8 protein-coding genes are annotated in these 16,788 nt (G+C 61.2%); 5 read left to right on the forward strand and 3 right to left on the reverse strand.

The window, feature by feature from the left end; genetic code table 11:
- Positions 1-35 precede the first annotated feature (35 nt).
- Positions 36-1,664 carry a PvdJ/PvdD/PvdP-like protein gene (locus E4P00_RS11745; protein ID WP_078821108.1) on the reverse strand — a complete coding sequence of 543 codons (1,629 nt, stop codon included), beginning with the start codon at positions 1,662-1,664 and terminating at the stop codon, positions 36-38.
- A gap of 142 nt (positions 1,665-1,806) precedes the next feature.
- On the opposite strand from E4P00_RS11745, the gene pvdM reads away from it, so the two are divergent.
- The 3 genes from pvdM to E4P00_RS11760 are packed head-to-tail and all read left to right on the forward strand — an operon-like array spanning position 1,807 to position 5,344.
- Complete coding sequence (pvdM, locus tag E4P00_RS11750) at positions 1,807-3,156, forward strand: pyoverdine-tailoring dipeptidase-like protein PvdM (protein WP_103734412.1); 1,350 nt, start codon at positions 1,807-1,809, stop codon at positions 3,154-3,156.
- Positions 3,157-3,174: 18 nt separating this feature from the next.
- Positions 3,175-4,443, forward strand: coding sequence for an aminotransferase class V-fold PLP-dependent enzyme (locus E4P00_RS11755; RefSeq protein ID WP_078821106.1), 1,269 nt, complete (start codon positions 3,175-3,177; stop codon positions 4,441-4,443).
- 28 nt (positions 4,444-4,471) lie between these two features.
- Positions 4,472-5,344 carry a formylglycine-generating enzyme family protein gene (locus E4P00_RS11760; RefSeq protein WP_248131532.1) on the forward strand — a complete coding sequence of 291 codons (873 nt, stop codon included), beginning with the start codon at positions 4,472-4,474 and terminating at the stop codon, positions 5,342-5,344.
- 121 nt (positions 5,345-5,465) lie between these two features.
- Here the strand turns inward: E4P00_RS11760 and E4P00_RS11765 are convergent, their stop codons facing one another.
- Positions 5,466-6,293 (reverse strand): N(5)-hydroxyornithine transformylase PvdF, encoded by an 828-nt coding sequence (locus E4P00_RS11765; protein WP_078821104.1) that lies wholly within the window; start codon positions 6,291-6,293, stop codon positions 5,466-5,468.
- A gap of 202 nt (positions 6,294-6,495) precedes the next feature.
- Between E4P00_RS11765 and E4P00_RS11770 the strand changes: the two genes are divergently transcribed.
- Positions 6,496-8,148 (forward strand): cyclic peptide export ABC transporter, encoded by a 1,653-nt coding sequence (locus E4P00_RS11770; RefSeq protein ID WP_216091223.1) that lies wholly within the window; start codon positions 6,496-6,498, stop codon positions 8,146-8,148.
- 117 nt (positions 8,149-8,265) lie between these two features.
- Complete coding sequence (locus E4P00_RS11775; protein ID WP_078821102.1) at positions 8,266-10,713, forward strand: TonB-dependent siderophore receptor; 2,448 nt, start codon at positions 8,266-8,268, stop codon at positions 10,711-10,713.
- Between the two features lie 172 nt (positions 10,714-10,885).
- On the opposite strand, the gene E4P00_RS11780 is transcribed toward E4P00_RS11775, so the two are convergent.
- Positions 10,886-16,788, reverse strand: a 5,903-nt coding sequence (locus tag E4P00_RS11780; RefSeq protein ID WP_248131534.1) for a non-ribosomal peptide synthetase, incomplete at its 5' end; no start/stop codon positions are given.

Genomic DNA, 16,788 nt, shown 5'->3' on the forward strand with positions numbered 1-16,788 from the left:
GTACGGACCTGAAGGTGTCAAGGTCTACCGCGCAGTCATGTCTCGCGCTTGACCTTCAAATGCCGCGCATACCAAGGCCGCCGCGGTACGCGTTTGAACAACCCCTTGAGCAGGTCCTCATCGGCGCCGAAGGTAATACGCAGGGCCAGTTTCATGATCTCCGGGTCCATTTCCATCGAGCGACCCTGCTGCAAGCCCGGCGTGGTGCTGCAACCGTGGGTGTCCGGGCCCAGCCAGGGGTCGCCCACTTCAACCCAACGGCCCGGCGCAAACCAGGCCACACCGTTGACTTCAAGGCGACGCACTTCGCCCGGATTGAAGCGCTCGTGGGCGCGGAACCAGTCTTCGATGCGGTCATCGATCCAGCCGTGGAAGTGCCAGAACACCGGATTGACGTGGGATGAAAACGGATCGCCAAGAAAGTCATTCTCCGGCGCATACCAGCGTGCCGAGAAGTCTGCTGGGTCACGGGCGAACGGCACAGGTGCGCCGTTGGACGGGTCGCGGGGCACCGAGGCCCAGCGCATGTGCAGCCAGTCGTGCAGGCCCAGCTCCATCTCCGAACCCAACTGGCCCAGTGTCAACTTGGCCAGGTAGCGCGGGTCGCGGTATTGGGATTCCCAGACCTGGAAGTTGCTGTGGTAGGTCTCGGCCGCCTTGATATCACTGACCCACTGGGTGTAGTCGGCGTCGTCCGGCGCCGACCAACAGGGCGGCAGCGCGAAGCCGTCGTGGTTGTCGAAGTAGCGCACAAAGCCCAGGCGATCACGCTCCAGCGCCGGTTGCGGCGCGGGGAATTGCGGCCACGACGGCAGGTCTTGCATGGAGCGCGCAGTACCGAGCATATGCCGGTGCATGAAGAAGAAGTCGATGCCCGAGCCATTGCGATCCTTGCGTTTGCCGCGGGCATCGCGCTCCTGGCCACGGGGCCCCGGTTGCCAGCCGATGCCACGCAGGGCCTCGCGTTTTTCTTCGGAGAGCTTGTGCCACTGGTCACGCGTGGCGTGCCACAGTTGGTGAAACAGGCGATGTTCGGGAGAAACCAGCCAGGCCAGCAACGTGGGATTCAGACCGATGCGTTGTCGAGCCTCGGGGAACAGCTGTTTGTGCGCGATGAAACGATTGTCGCGCTCGATCAACGCCAGGGGGCGATCGAGGTCGAGGATTTGCCCGCTGAGCGTGGCGCTGCCGGCATTGCCGAAGGCAGCCCAGACTTCATCCAGGGTCATCTTGAACTCATAGGCCGGCACACCGCCGACTGAGTCGCGGTCGATCAACCGCCAATAGAGCACGGCGCTCTCGCCCGTCAGCAGGTCGCCCAAGACTCGATAGCGTGGCTCGCCGTCGGCACGCAGGTTCTCGGCGGTATCCAGGTAACCCCGCAGCCCACGGCCACGAGGGGCGATGTCGAGCAGCAGCTCCAGGCCGTGCAACGGCAAACCCGCAAGGCCGGCATCGCGCCCTGCCAGGCGCAGGCTCCAGACGCCACGCAGGGTGTTCGCCAGGTGCTGGCCCTGAGTGTCGGCCAGGTCGACCGTGGCTTCGCCGGGGGTGATGGGGAATTCTTCTTCCCGCGTCAGCTCACGATGGGCATAAAAGGCCGCCGGCACGGCCGCGCCGGTCAGCGCCAGGCCTGCGATGAACCCACGTCGAGAGATTGTCATTGGCTACCTTAGGAAACAGCTTGATCAGAGCTAGAACGTTTGCAGCCCGCTGAAATTTACCGTCGCGCCAGTGCTGCCTAAATTTCCCCCGCCAGCGCTCGTTCTTCCCTGATAGCAAAGGCCGCAACTGACTGAGATGGCAATGACAAAATCACGTTCGAAAAAGGCGTTGTATATCGGCCTGCCGTTGGCCCTGGCTATCGGCGCCGGGGCCGGCTTTCTGGTCTGGGACCAATGGTTCAAGGGCAACGCCGGATACCCGCTGGAGGTGATCAAGCAGGCCAATGAAATGCAGGATCGCCTGTTGTCGTTCGACAGCCACATCACCCTGCCCCTGGATTTCGGTACGGCAGGCAATGAAGCCGACAAGGATGGCAGCGGCCAGTTCGACCTGGCCAAGGCGGCGCGGGGCCGATTGTCGGGTGCCGCACTGACGATCTTCGGCTGGCCGGAGATCTGGAACGGCGACAACGCCCCGCACAAGCCCACCGACGGTTTTGTCGAAGAGGCCCGCCACGAGCAGGAGGTGCGCTACAAGATCATCTCCGGCATGGTGCGCGACTTTCCCAACCAGGTGGGCATCGCCTACACCCCGGACGATATGCGGCGCCTGCACGGCGAAGGCAAGTTCGCGATCTTTATCAGCATGCTCAACGCCTACCCGCTGGGCAACGACCTCAACCAGCTGGACCTGTGGGCTGCACGCGGCATGCGCATGTTCGGGTTCAGCTACATCGGCAACAACGCCTGGTCCGACTCTTCGCGCCCGCTGCCGTTTTTCAATGACTCGCCCGACGCCCTTGAAGGCCTGTCGCCGATCGGCCGGCAGGCGGTGCATCGCCTGAATGACCTGGGCGTGATCATCGATGTGTCGCAGATGTCGACCAAGGCCCTGGAACAAGTCGCGCAGTTGAGCCGCACGCCGATAGTGGCATCCCACTCGGCGCCTCGGGCGTCGGTGGATATCCCGCGCAATCTCAGCGACAAAGAACTGCAACTGATCAAGAACAGCGGCGGCGTGGTGCAGGTGGTGGGCTTCCCCGCGTACCTGCGCCCCTTGAGCCAGCCGACCCAGGACAAGCTCAACACCCTGCGCGCACGCTTCGACCTGCCACCACTGCCCAACCTGGCCATGGCCTTGATGCCCGGCGATGCAATCATTGCCGCCTGGCCCGAGCAACGCTTCGGCGAGTATGCCGGCGCGCTGTACGCCATCCTTGAAGAAGAACCCAAGGCCACCCTCAAGGACCTGGGAGACGCCATCGACTACACCGTGCGCAAGATCGGCATCGATCACGTCGGCATCGCCTCGGACTTCAACGACGGCGGCGGTTTGCAGGGCTGGGAGAACGTTGGCGAAGTACGCAACGTCACCGCCGAATTGATCCAGCGCGGCTACTCCGAAGCCGATATTGCCAAACTGTGGGGCGGCAACTTCCTGCGGGTGTGGGACCAGGTACAAAAAGCCGCCAAACCATTGGCCAATCGCTAACCAGCACGAAGTAAGTCCATGACCGACCGCCGTACATTTCTCAAGCAGGCCGGCGTCTTTGCCGCGAGCCTGCCACTGGGCGCCGCACTGCTCCCCGAGGCACTGGCAGCCACTGCAAACAACCCATGGACGGGACTCAAACAGCTGTTCAACCAGGACCCGGACTACCTGCACTTTTCCAACTTTCTGGTGGCTTCGCACCCCAAGCCGGTGCGCGAAGCCATTGAACGCTACCGCCAGCAGATCGACCGCAACCCCGGGCTGGCCATGGACTGGGACCTGCAGGAGACCTGGAAGCGCGAAGGCCAGGTACGCGAGTGGGCCGGCCGCTATTTGAAGGCCAAACCTGCACAGATCGCCCTCACCGGTAGCACGTCCGAAGGGCTGGCGATGATTTACGGCGGGATCAAGGTGCGCGCCGACCAGGAAATCCTCACCACCGTGCACGAGCACTATGCCACCGAGTTCAGCCTGGATTTCAGAGTGCGCAAGGAGCAGACCCAGGTTCGTAAAATACGCCTGTTCGAAAACGCCAATCAGGTATCGGTCGATGAGGTGCTGAGCAATATCCAGCGCAATATCCGCCCCAACACTCGCGTATTGGGCATGACGTGGGTGCAGTCGGGCAGCGGCGTGAAATTGCCCATCGGCGAGATCGGCAAGCTGGTGGACGAACACAACCGCAACCGCGACGAGCCGGACCGCATTCTCTATGTGGTCGACGGCGTGCACGGCTTCGGCGTCGAGAACCTCGACTTCCCGGACATGCACTGCGACTTCTTTATATCAGGCACCCACAAGTGGATGTTCGGCCCGCGCGGCACCGGCCTGGTGTGCGCCCGCGAGACCGAAAACAAATACGTCACACCGATGATACCGACCTTCTCGGAAGACAAGGACTTCGCCACGACCATGACACCCGGCGGCTACCACGCCTTCGAACATCGCTGGGCCGCCGACGAAGCCTTCAAGTTGCACCTGCAGTTGGGCAAGGCGCCGGTACAGGCACGCATCCATGCGCTCAATACCGAACTGAAAGACCAGTTGCTGGCTCACTCGCAGATCGAACTGGTCACACCACGCAGCCCCGAGCTGTCGGCGGGCTTCACCTTCTTTCGGGTCAAGGGCCAGGACAGCGATGCAGTCGCGGCCCACCTGATGAAAAACCGCGTGGTGGTGGACGCGGTAGACCGTGACGTCGGCCCGGTGATTCGCACCTCGCCCGGCCTGCTCAACAACTCGGCCGAGATCCAGCGCTTCATGACCTTGCTGAGCCAGCGGTTATGACCTTTTTCCCTTTGAACGAGATGCCCACATGACTCCATCCCGACTCAAACCCCTGACCGCCCTGGCGCTCACCGCCCTGTGTGGCGCCCTGCTGCCCAACCTGGCCCAGGCTGCCGCCCCGCAGCCGGGCAAGGTCTTCAAGGACTGCAAGGACTGCCCCGAGATGGTGGTGCTGCCCGCCGGCACCTTCACCATGGGCACCCCGGACGATGAAGTGGGGCGCGAGCCCGATGAAGGCCCGATGCATGAAGTGACCTTCGCCAAACCGTTCGCCATGAGCCGTTTCCACATCACCGCCGGCGAATGGGACAGTTACGTGCGCCAGACCGGCGTGAAGATCGCCAACGGCGACGACCGCCCCGGCCGCGAATGTATCGCCAGCAAGCCACGCTACCCCCAGGGCCCACGCCAGCCGGCAGTGTGCATGGACATGGACGACATCAAGCAATACGTGAGTTGGTTGTCGAAGAAGACTGGGCACACGTACCACATGGTCAGCGAGGCCCAGCGTGAATACGCCGCGCGCGCCGGTACCACCGGACCGTTCCCCTTCCCGTTCGACGAGGGCAAGGGCTACAGCATCGCCAGGCACGCCAACACCTACGGCCCGGCGGACGGCTATAGCTATTCGTCGCCGGTCGGCAGCTACCCGCCGAATGCGTTCGGGATGTATGACATGCACGGCAATGTGTATGAGCGGGTAGCCGATTGCGAGCACCCGAACTACATCGGCGCACCGACTGATGGCAGTGCGTGGGTGGAGCCGAACTGTGAGGCTTACCAGATTCGCGGCAATGACTGGGGCGAGGCGCCGGTGTTTTCACGTTCGGGCAATCGCAACAACATCTATCCGCAGACACGCGGGGATTGGATTGGCTTTCGGGTAGTGCGCGAGCTCTAAATTGTGGGAGGGGGCTTGCTCCCGATAGCGGTGTGTCAGCCACCCATGCATTGACTGACATGCCCTCATCGGGAGCAAGCCCCCTCTCACATTTAGATCCCATGCACCAGCAAGATTGTGCTCAGCCTTGTTTGGCCAACAGCTCCAAGCCTTCGTGCAGCGCCGGGAACAGGCTGTTATTGAAGTTGTTCCAGCGCAGTTCGAGGATGGTGTCCTCGGGCGAAATCTCTGTCTTGAGCACGTCGTGGAACACTTCGCCGGAGTCGATACCGTTATCCACGTAATGGAACGATGCACCGGTCAGGTACAGCGGCTCGCACGGCTGCGTCCGCCTGGTCGCCCAATCTACAACCACTTGCCCACGCGCACCGTACAACGCATTCCAGGTGGCATAGGCCCCACGGCGCTCGTAAGGCGATTCGATGCGGGTGATGCCCGGATGAATGTTCATGATGCGCCGCGCAAACGGCGCGCCCGGACGCACCAGTTCATCGAGGATAACCAGCAAACCGTCAAGCACCACGATGTCGGCCTTCAACTCCACCAGGGTGTCATGCAGGCGCCGCTCGAAATCCTGCTTGCCGGCGATATGTTCGGCGCTGCCCCGTGGCAGCCGGCGATAGGTGGATGGCACGCTCAGCAGCAGGTCATTGACCAACTTGCCCTGCACGCGCAAATCCGCCGGGTACAACCACTGGCGGCCCGGCTTGTAGGCGAAGCCATAGTCCGCTACCAACTGCTGGTCGCGCGGGTTTTGCTCATCGTCGTCATACACCACGCCCACCAGGTTGTAGACCTCGCCCAGCGGCGTGTCGTTGAGCGAGCCCACCAGAAACTCCAGCACCGACTTCATGTAGCGCTCGTGGTCCTTATAGGCCACCGGCTGCCCGGCCTTGTCGGCAGCGGCATTTCTCAGGGACCAGACATACACCAGGTTCTTTTTCGTCATTTGTTTCGCTCTCGCTGAAAGGGCCACGCACAGCGTCGATACGCGTGCGCCTACACAACAAGAACGAACCAGGCCCCAGGCAATTTATCGCCCACGGCCACCGCCCGGCACAGCGAGCTAAATAGTCACGCCGGCACTTCGTTTGTCATGGGTAAGGGTCTGTGTGCCCAGCCCCCTCTTTTTCATTTCCCGGGAAGTATTTATGACCGACCCCAAGCGCGGCGCCTTCAAAGGTTTGCTCGCATTGCTCCGGCCCTTTCGCACCATTGTGACGGTCTCCGTCGCCCTCGGCATGGTCGGCGGCCTGGCCATCACCCTGCTGCTGGCAACCATCAACAATGCTCTGCATTCCGAGGGCGGCATGACACAGGGCGTGGTCCTGACCTTTGCCGCCTTGTGCGTGGTGGCGCTTATCAGTTCGATCATTTCCGACATCGGCACCAACTATGTCGGGCAACGGATCATTGCCGCCCTGCGCAAGGATCTGGGTGAAAAGGTGCTGTCAGCTCCGATCGGGCAGATCGAGCAGTATCGCTCCCACCGCCTGATCCCAGTGCTGACCCACGACGTGGACACCATCAGCGATTTTTCCTTTGCCTTCACCCCCCTGGCCATCGCCGCTACCGTTACCCTGGGCTGCCTCGGTTACCTGGCTTACCTGTCGGTGCCGATGTTTCTGATGATGGTGGTCGCGATCATTGTCGGTAGCGCCGTGCAGTTCATTGCCGGCGGCAAAGGCATTCAGGGCTTCGACCTGGCCCGCAGCCACGAGGATGAATTGCAGCGCTATTACAATGCGATTGCCTCCGGCGCGAAGGAATTGCGCATGCACCGCCCGCGGCGGTTTCGCATGAACACCCATCGCATCCAGGAAACCGCTGACCGCATCAGCGACATCCAGGTGCGCTCGGTCAATATTTATATTCTGGCCAAGACCTTTGGCTCAATGTTGTTCTTCGTGGTCATCGGCCTGGCTTTGGCGATGCAGGCGTACAACCCCAACCCCGACCCTACGGTGATTACTGGCTTCGTGCTGGTGCTGTTGTACATGAAGGGGCCGCTGGAGCACCTGCTGGGTTACTTGCCGGTCGTGGGCAAGGCCAAGATTGCCTTTGGGCGCATCAGCGAACTGTCGGAGCGTTTTTCTTCGCCAGAGCCCCACTTGTTGATGGACGACAGTGAAGCGCCAAAGCCGCTGGTCAACAGCCTGGAACTGCGTGGCGTCAGCTACAGCCCACCAGCGGTAGAAGGCAGCCAGCCGTTCCATCTGGGGCCGATCAACCTCAGCATCAAGCAAGGCGATATCGTATTTATCGTCGGCGAAAACGGTAGCGGCAAGACCACCTTGATCAAGCTGCTGCTGGGCCTGTATCCGCCTCAGGCCGGCGAGATTGTGCTCAACGGCACAGCGGTGACCGACCCTGAACGCGACGATTATCGGCAGTTGTTCACTACGGTGTTTTCTGACTACTACCTGTTCGACGATTTGGTACAAGGCAGCGCCGCCCAGTCCCTGGACAGCGCGACCAAATACCTGGAACGCCTGGAAATCGCGCACAAGGTCAGCGTCAAGGATGGCGTGTTCAGCACCACCGACCTGTCCACCGGCCAGCGCAAACGTCTGGCCCTGGTCAATGCCTGGCTGGAGGAGCGCCCGGTACTGGTGTTCGACGAATGGGCTGCCGACCAGGACCCGGCCTTTCGCCGCATCTTCTACACCGAGCTACTGCCGGACCTCAAACGCCTGGGCAAGACCATCATCGTGATCAGCCATGACGACCGTTATTTCGACATTGCCGACCAATTGGTGCGCCTGCGCGCCGGCCAGGTGTTGCATGAAATGGAGCCTGCATGATGCATCGGAATATTTTTTCCGGTTTTGCGAAGTAGGAACGTCTCACTAGTGGTAATGAGAACCAGCCTCAATAAACACTTATAATTGCCCACTTAAAACACAGAAGAGAAAGCATCCATGCCAGCACGACTCGGTCTCAGCCCCCTGAGCAAAGCGCTATCCATGCGCCGGGCCCTGAACATCAACCTCTTGCCGAGTACCCTGGCGCTGGCTGTGTCGATGCCAATTGCAGGTTATGTGCAAGCCCAGGAGATCGAGCTGAATATTCCTGCACAGTCGCTGGGGAGCGCACTGCAGGAATTTGGCCGCCAGACCAATGTGCAAGTGCTGTACAGCCCAGGCGATGTACAGGGCAAGAACAGCCGCGCCGTCAAGGGCAAGATGCAGCCGCAGCAGGCCATTGACGCGTTGCTGGCTGGCAGCCAGACCACCTATAGCCTCAATGGCAATACCTTGACCGTTGCCGCCGCCAGCAGCGGCGGTTCAATGGAACTGAGCCCGACCCAGGTGACAGCCAACTACCTGGGCAATATCACCGAAGACTCCGGTTCCTACACGCCGGGCACCGTTGCCACGGCTACCCGCCTGACCCTGACGCCACGGCAAACCCCACAGTCGATCACGGTGATCACGCGCCAGCACATCGAAGACTTTGGCCTCAACAACGTTGATGATGTGATGCGCCACACGCCGGGTATCACGGTTTCAGCCTATGACTCCGACCGTACCAACTACTATTCCCGTGGCTTCTCGGTCAACAGCTTCCAGTACGACGGTATTCCGTCCACCGTGCGTAACGTCGGTTACTCCGCAGGCAACACCCTGAGCGACATGGCGATCTACGACCGTGTCGAGGTCCTCAAGGGCTCAACAGGCCTGCTCAACGGTGCCGGCTCCCTGGGCGCGACCATCAACCTGGTCCGCAAGAAGCCAACCTCGGAATTCAAGGGCCACGTCCAACTGGGCGCGGGTTCCTGGGACAACTACCGCAGCGAGGTGGATGTGAGCGGCCCGTTGACCGACAGCGGCAATGTCCGTGGGCGTGCCGTGGCGGCGTATCAAGACAAAAAGTCCTTCATGGACCACTACTCGCGCAAGACCGAAACCTACTACGGCATCACCGAATTCGACCTCTCCCCGGACACCATGCTGACGGTGGGCTTCGATTACCAGGACAACATTCCGCAGGGGTCGAGCTGGTCCGGGTCCTTCCCACTGGTCAACTCCAACGGTAGCATCAACAAGATGCCGCGCTCGTACAACAACGGCACCACCTGGAGTTCCTGGGAGCAGAACACCCGTACCGCGTTCGCCATGCTCGAGCATGACCTGGGTGACGGCTGGGTGACCAAGTTCCAGCTCGACCACAAGATCAACGGCTACCATGCGGACCTGGCTTCGATTCAGTTCATCCAGCCGAAAGCCGATGGCACCGCCGAGATCAACGGGCAGAAATACACCGGCGAAACCAAGAGCACGTCGGCCGATCTCTACGCCACCGGGCCGTTCAGCCTGTTTGGTCGCGAACATGAACTGGTGGTGGGGGGGTCCATCGGCACCTCGCGCTGGCAAGGCAAGGGCTACTGGTCGCCGGAATGGCCAGGAGGCAACAAGGTCGATTTCTATAACTGGAACGGCCATATCGCCAAACCGATCTACGGCCCAGCCCAACAGCACATCGATGACACCATTCGCCAGACCGGCTACTACCTGACCGCACGCTTTAACGTGATAGACGACCTGAACGTGATCCTGGGTGGGCGCGTGGCCAATTATCACGTCACCGGCAACAACCCGTCCTACAAGGAAACCGGCCGATTCATTCCTTATGCCGGTGTAATCTACGACCTCAACGACAACTTCTCGGTGTACGCCAGCTACACCGATATTTTCCAACCTCAGGAAAGCACCTATAAAGATCGGAACAAAACGCTGCTGGAACCGGATGAAGGGCAAAACTACGAGCTGGGGCTGAAGGGCGAATTCTTTGAGGGTCGCCTGAACACCAGCATTGCGTATTTTGAAGTTCACGAGACCAATCGGGCTATCCCGGACGATGCCTACAACAACCAGACCCCAGCCCCAGACGGATTTCAGTATGCATTCAAGGGGTCCAAGGCAGTCACCAAAGGCTACGAAGCGGAGATCTCCGGTGAGTTGAGCCCAGGCTGGCAAGTCCAGGGCGGCTACACCCATAAGATCGTGCGCGATAACAAAGACAAGAAAATCTCCACTTTCGAACCCGAGCACCAGGTCAACCTGAACACCACCTACAAACTCAAGGGCAGCCTGGACCAGTTCACCATCGGTGGTGGCCTGCGCTGGCAGACCAAGGGCTGGAATTCAATCTGGAACGGCGTGACCAAAACCAACCAGGACATCACTCAGGAATCCTACTGGCTGGTGGACTTGATGACTCGCTACCAAGTCACCAAGAACCTCTCGGCCACCGTTAACTTCAATAACATTTTCGACAAGTCCTACTACAGCAACGTGGGCTTCTATGACTCAGCCGCCTACGGCGAACCACGCAACGTGATGGTCAGCACCCGCTGGGACTTCTGATCGCACCCCTTGATCGACCGCACGCCCGGTGAGAGTTGAACGCTCACCGGGCGTTTTTTTTGTACGAAAATAGTCTGTGGCTGCTTCATTGATCGGCATCGGCCAAAAAGACTATGCCGCTCACCCACAAAAAACCCGGATACAGGATCCGGGCTTCTCGTAAAGCGGCGGCTTACCTCATCGCATCCGCCAAACTGCTGATGAACACTGCGCTGTCGATAATGCCGTCATGATCAGTCTCAATCATCACCGAGCGCTCGATACGCCCCTGGCTGATCACCGTCGCCATTTGCTGCTCAATCACGTCCTTGAATCGCCCTGCCCGGCTCTTGGCTGCCCACCAGCAACTGATGGGAGCCTTGATCGGCTTGAAGTCAGCCTGCAGCAAGCGCTCACTCAGTGCCCGGTCAACGTCCCAGGATATCTGCGCCTCATTGCCACGCAGCAGTTCCTCTTTGACGGCAGTAAATGCTTCGCCCAAGGTCTGTTCAGCCCAGCTCACGAATCCCAGCCATTGCTGCGCTTCGTCCTCGGTATCCTGCCGGCATTGCTGCCAGGCACCCTGGATGGACTCGGCAAATTCGGGGAACATCACCCCCAACAAGGCGGCACGGCGCTCATTGGCTGAGACTTCGAGGTCGTCCTCGACCTCCACAGCATCCCAGTAGGGTTTGACCCACTGCGGCGGCGCAGCGTCGATCCAGCCTACAAACTCAACCTCGCGGCCGGCTTGCTCCAGGCCGTAGGCCACTTCCATGGCCAGATTACCGCCCAACGACCAGCCGGCCAGGCGGAACGCGCCATGGGGTTGGGCCGCCAACAATTGCGCGGTGTAATCCTCGACCATCACCTGCCAATGCGGCACCGCGGCGCCGTCTTCAGCCAATGCGCGACATATTACCCCGTACACCGGGCGCTGCTCACGCAGGGCCAGAGCAATCGCGGTGTAGCAATGCACCGAGCCGAAGCTTGGGTGGAACATGAACAACGGCGTGCCTTGCGTCTGCTGGTTAAGCTTGACGATCAACGACGCTCGGCTATCGCCCTGCAAGCACTTGACCTGCCCCGCCACGGTGGGGTTAAGCATCAATTGGCTGACGGACAGGTTCACGCCGCTGACCTTGCGAATCCGCTCCTTGAGCATCAGCACCCGCAGCGAATGGCCGCCGAGTTCGAAGAAATTGTCGCGAAGCCCCACACGCTCCACTTCCAGAACCTCGCGCCAGATCGCCGCGATCTGCTGCTCGATCTCGGTGACAGGCGCCTGGTGTTGCCCAGCGCTCTGAGCCTCAGGCTTGGGCAGTGCCTTACGGTCCAACTTGCCGTTCGGGCTCAGCGGCATCTGCGTCAGCACCACCCACTGCGCCGGGACCATGTAGTCCGGCAACTGCGCGGCCAGGTACGCAACCACCGCCGCTTTCCAATCCTCAAGCGGCTGTTGCAGCACCAGGTAACCCACCAGGTGCGTGCCGTCCACCACCAGCACTGCGGCTTCGCGGACACTGTCGAGCTCCAGCAGGCGCGCTTCGATTTCTCCCAACTCGATACGCAGGCCACGCAGTTTGACCTGATGGTCCATGCGCCCGGCATATTCGATCACGCCATCGTCGCGATAACGCGCCAGGTCGCCGGTGCGATACAGACGTGTGCCGCTACCGAACGGGTCAGTCACAAAACGCTCAGCGGTGAGTGCCGCGCGGCGATGGTAACCCCGCGCCAAGCCAATACCGCCCAAGTACAATTCGCCCAACACGCCCACCGGTGCAGGCTCCAGATTGTCATCCAACACGTAGCAACCCAGGTTGGCAATCGGTCGGCCAATCGGCACGGCATCGCGGCCTTCCTCGACACAAGTCCAGTGGGTCACATCGATAGCCGCTTCGGTGGGACCGTACAGGTTGTACAACCCGGCGTGGGGTAACTTGGCGAACACCTGTTGCTGGGCGTCCGCGGGCAATGCCTCACCGCTGCAGACGATGCGTTGCAGGCTCTGGCACGAAGCAACTGCCGCGTCTTGCAAGAACGCTTGCAGCATGGACGGCACGAAATGCAGCGTGGTGATCTGCTGCGAGTTGATCAGGCTCACCAGCCTGGCAGGGTCACGATGATCCCCCGGCGCCGCCACCACCAGGCGGGCGCCGGTCATCAACGGCCAGAAGAATTCCCATACCGACACGTCAAAGCTGAATGGGGTTTTCTGCAATACGCTGTCGCGGGCGTCCAGACCATAGGCCTGCTGCATCCAGCACAGGCGGTTGGTCAGTGCGTTATGGCGGTTGCCGGCGCCCTTGGGTTGGCCGGTGGATCCAGAGGTGTAGATCACGTAGGCGAGGTTTTCGCCATGCACGGTAATATCCGGGTTGTGGCTGCCGAACGCCTCCAACCACGCATCGCCCTGCTCCAGCACCAGAGTGTTCACACCCGCTGGAACCGGCAGCTGCGCCAGCAGGTGGGCCTGGGTCAACAGCAGTTGCACGCCACTGTCTTGCAGCATGTAGGCCAGACGGTCACCGGGGTATTCCGGGTCCAGCGGCACATAGGCGCCACCGGCCTTGAGCACCGCCAACAGGCCGACCACCATTTCCACCGAGCGCTCCAGCGCCAGGCCCACCAGCACATCCGGGCCGACTCCGGCCGCCATCAAGCGGTGCGCCAGCCGGTTGGCCCGGGCGTTCAACGCGCTGTAACTCAGGGTTTGCCCGTCAAACACCAACGCCTGCGCATCCGGCGTGCGCAATACCTGAGCCTCGATCAAGCGGTGTACTGCTTGATCGAGCGGGTAGTCCACCGCCGTGGCATTCCAATCCTGCACCACCAACTGACGCTCGGCCTGCGCCAGTGACGGCAACGCGCCAAGACGTTGACTGCCATCGGTGGCCAGGGCCAGCAGCAACTGCTGGAAGTGCTCGGCCAAGCGCTGGATATGCGCGGTGCTGAAGGCCTGGCGGGCGTAATTGAATTCCAGGCCCAGTGTCTCGCCGAGGGCCAACAACACGGTCAATGGATAGTGGGTCTGCTCCAGGCTGTGCACTGCACCAAACCGCAACCCCGACGGTGCACCCTGCTCCAGCGCCTCGGACACCGGATAATTTTCAAACACCAGGATACTGTCGAACAGGGCTTCACCGCCCAGCCCGGCCCAACGCTGGATCTCGAACAGCGGCGTGTGTTCTTGCTCACGCAAGCCAACGTTCTGCTGCTGGAGCTGCTGCAACCAGTGGCTGACCGACATCTGGGCATCCGGCGTCGCCACTACGGGCAGCGTGTTGATGAACAATCCGACCTGCTGTTCAATCCCGCGAAGTTGCGCCGGACGCCCTGCCACCGTGGCGCCGAAGGCTACGGTGGCTTGCCCGGTGTGGTGATGCAACAGCAACAACCAGGCGCCTTGCACCAGGGTATTGAGGGTCACCTTGTGGCGCTGGGCAAAGGTTCTAAGCTGTTCGGTTTGCGCGGCATCCAGGCTCAAGCGATGTTCGCCATTGACCGCCAGGACCGCGTCCGCCTCAGTCTGTGCGGAACGGGACAGACGCGTAGGCTCTTGCAGGCTGGCCAGTTGGTCTTTCCAGAACGCTTGACTGGCAGCTTTATCCTGCGCCTGCAGCCAGGCGATATAGTCACGATAACGCCCGGTCGGCGCGGGCAGCGCCTCGCCCGCATACTGTTGCAGCACCTCACCGAACAGCTGCGAACCACTCCAGCCATCCATCAGGATATGGTGATTGGTGTAGATCAGGTGGTAGCTCGATACCCCCGTGCGCACCACCGTCAAGCTCAGCAACGGCGCCTGCTCCAGCACAAAGCCCTGGGCCCGTGCCGACTCGGCCAAGTCATCAAGAGCCTGGTTGCAGTCTGCACGCGTTTGCCAATCCAACTGCACAAACGGCAGGTGCGCCTGCTTGTAGACCACCTGCAAAGGCTGCTCAAGCTCCGCCTGCCAGACAACACCGCTGCGCAGGATCTCATGACGCTCCACCGCCACCTGCCATGCCTGGTGGAAGCGCGCTGCGTCCAGGCCCTGCACATCAATGCGCATCTGGTTGATGTAGTCACCCGAGCCTTCGCCGTACAGCGATTGGAACAACATGCCTTGCTGCATCGGTGACAACGGGTACAGGTCTTCGACCTCGGCCACGTTCAGCGCCAGGCCATCCAACTGTGCCTGGGACAAACGCGCCAGGGGGAAGTCCGACGGCGTCACGCCCTGGTGCGTCGACTCACAGCAGTGGTCGATCAGCGCCTTGAGTTCAGTTGCATATTCATCAGCCAGGCATTGCACCGTCGCTTCATCGAACATCGCCTGGCTGAAGCTCCAGTTCAATTTCAGCTCGCCGCCAAAGACTTGGCCATTGATCTCCAGCCAGTTGCCCAAAGGCGCCTGCTGGCTTTGCTCGGCACCGCTGGCATCACCGGTCGGTGTGAACAGCCCTGGCTGTTCGCCATTGTCAAAACTGGCGTCAAACTGCCCCAGGTAGTTGAAGGTAATACGTGGGCGTGGCAAGGCCGCCAGCGTCAGTTGCGCCTCGGTATCGCCCAGGTATCGCAATGCGCCAAACCCCAGGCCCTTGTCGGGCACGGCGCGCAATTGCTCCTTGATGTGTTTCAGGGATGTACCCAGGGAGTCAGCCGGAACCAATTGCAATGGGTAAAGGCTGGTAAACCAACCGACCGTGCGGGTCAGGTCGATCTCATCGAACAGGTCTTCACGACCGTGGCCTTCCAGCCGTATCAACATCGAAGCCTCGCCGCTCCAGCGTGTAATCACCCGCGCCAGGGCGGTGAGCAGCAGGTCGTTGATCTGGGTACGGTAGGCACTCGGCGCGTCTTGCAGCAAACGTCGCGTATACGTGGCGTCCAACTGCGTGCTCACGCTCAGCGCCAGCTGATTGCTCAAGCTTGCCTGTGGATCAGCGCCGGGCAAGCCGACCGGGCTGCCTTGCAATTGCGTCTGCCACCAGGCCAGTTGGTGTTGCAGCGCAGCGCTACGGGCATAGATCTGCAAGCGTGCGGCCCAGGCGCGGGTGGCGCTGGTCTTGGCCGGCAACGCCACAGGAGCGCCCTGCGCCAGTTGCTGGTAAGCGCTCTGCAGGTCTTCAAGCAGGATGCGCCACGACACACCGTCCACCACCAAGTGATGGATCACCAGCAACAAACGCTGGGAGCCATCGGCCAACTGCGCCAACACAGCACGCACTAACGGTCCGACAGCCAGGTCGAGGCTGCGTTGGGCTTCTTCACCCAGGGCGTCCAGCTCCTCGACGCTGTTCAAGGTGGTTTGCCACAGCACCTGTTCAGCCTGGTGCTGATCGGGGCCGCGGTAAGCTGCGCTCCAGCCTTGCAGCCCCTCGACGAAAGTGCTGCGCAAGGCATCGTGATGCACGATCAACGCCTGCAGTGCCGCCACCAGCAGCGGCGCCTGCAACGGCTGGTGCGGTTGCAGCACCACAGACTGGTTCCAGTGGTGACGCTGGGGAATGTCATCGGCAAAGAAGCCTTGTTGCACTGGCAGCAGCAGCAACTCGCCGGTCAGGGCCGACTGGTCCAGTTGCACCGTGCCCTCGCCTTCCCGGGCGACGGTCGCCAGGCTTTGCACGGTCTGATGCTGGAACAGATCCTTGGGCGTGAAGCGCACCCCGGCCTGGCGAGCCCGACTGACCACCTGGATCGAAATGATCGAGTCGCCACCCAATTCGAAGAAGTTGTCATGCAAGCCGACTTGCGGCAGGCGCAGCACGTCGGCCCAGATGGTGGCGATCTTCTGCTCCAACTCGCTCTGAGGTGCCACATACACCTGCTGCATCTGGCTCACATCCGGCAGCGGCAAGCCCTTGCGATCGAGCTTGCCGTTAGGGGTCAGCGGCATACGTTCGAGGAACATCAAGTGCGTCGGCACCATGTAGTCCGGCAAGCGGGATTTCAACGCGCGACGTAAGGTTTCGCGGCCGTTTGATTGAGCGACTGCGTCGTCCAGAAGTGTTGAGTCCAGCGGTACGACATAGGCCACCAACTGCTTGCCGGTCGGGCCCTCCTGGGCGACCACCACGGTTTCACCGACGCTGACCTGCTCGCGCAAAC

The organism is Pseudomonas sp. B329 (assembly GCF_023127835.1).
Lineage (GTDB): Bacteria > Pseudomonadota > Gammaproteobacteria > Pseudomonadales > Pseudomonadaceae > Aquipseudomonas > Aquipseudomonas synxantha_A.

Coding starts and splice junctions, on each gene's coding strand:
- E4P00_RS11745 (WP_078821108.1), bottom strand. CDS start 1,664: ATGACAATCTCTCGACGTGGGTTCATCGCAGGCCTGGCGCTGACCGGC.
- pvdM (WP_103734412.1), top strand. CDS start 1,807: ATGACAAAATCACGTTCGAAAAAGGCGTTGTATATCGGCCTGCCGTTG.
- E4P00_RS11755 (WP_078821106.1), top strand. CDS start 3,175: ATGACCGACCGCCGTACATTTCTCAAGCAGGCCGGCGTCTTTGCCGCG.
- E4P00_RS11760 (WP_248131532.1), top strand. CDS start 4,472: ATGACTCCATCCCGACTCAAACCCCTGACCGCCCTGGCGCTCACCGCC.
- E4P00_RS11765 (WP_078821104.1), bottom strand. CDS start 6,293: ATGACGAAAAAGAACCTGGTGTATGTCTGGTCCCTGAGAAATGCCGCT.
- E4P00_RS11770 (WP_216091223.1), top strand. CDS start 6,496: ATGACCGACCCCAAGCGCGGCGCCTTCAAAGGTTTGCTCGCATTGCTC.
- E4P00_RS11775 (WP_078821102.1), top strand. CDS start 8,266: ATGCCAGCACGACTCGGTCTCAGCCCCCTGAGCAAAGCGCTATCCATG.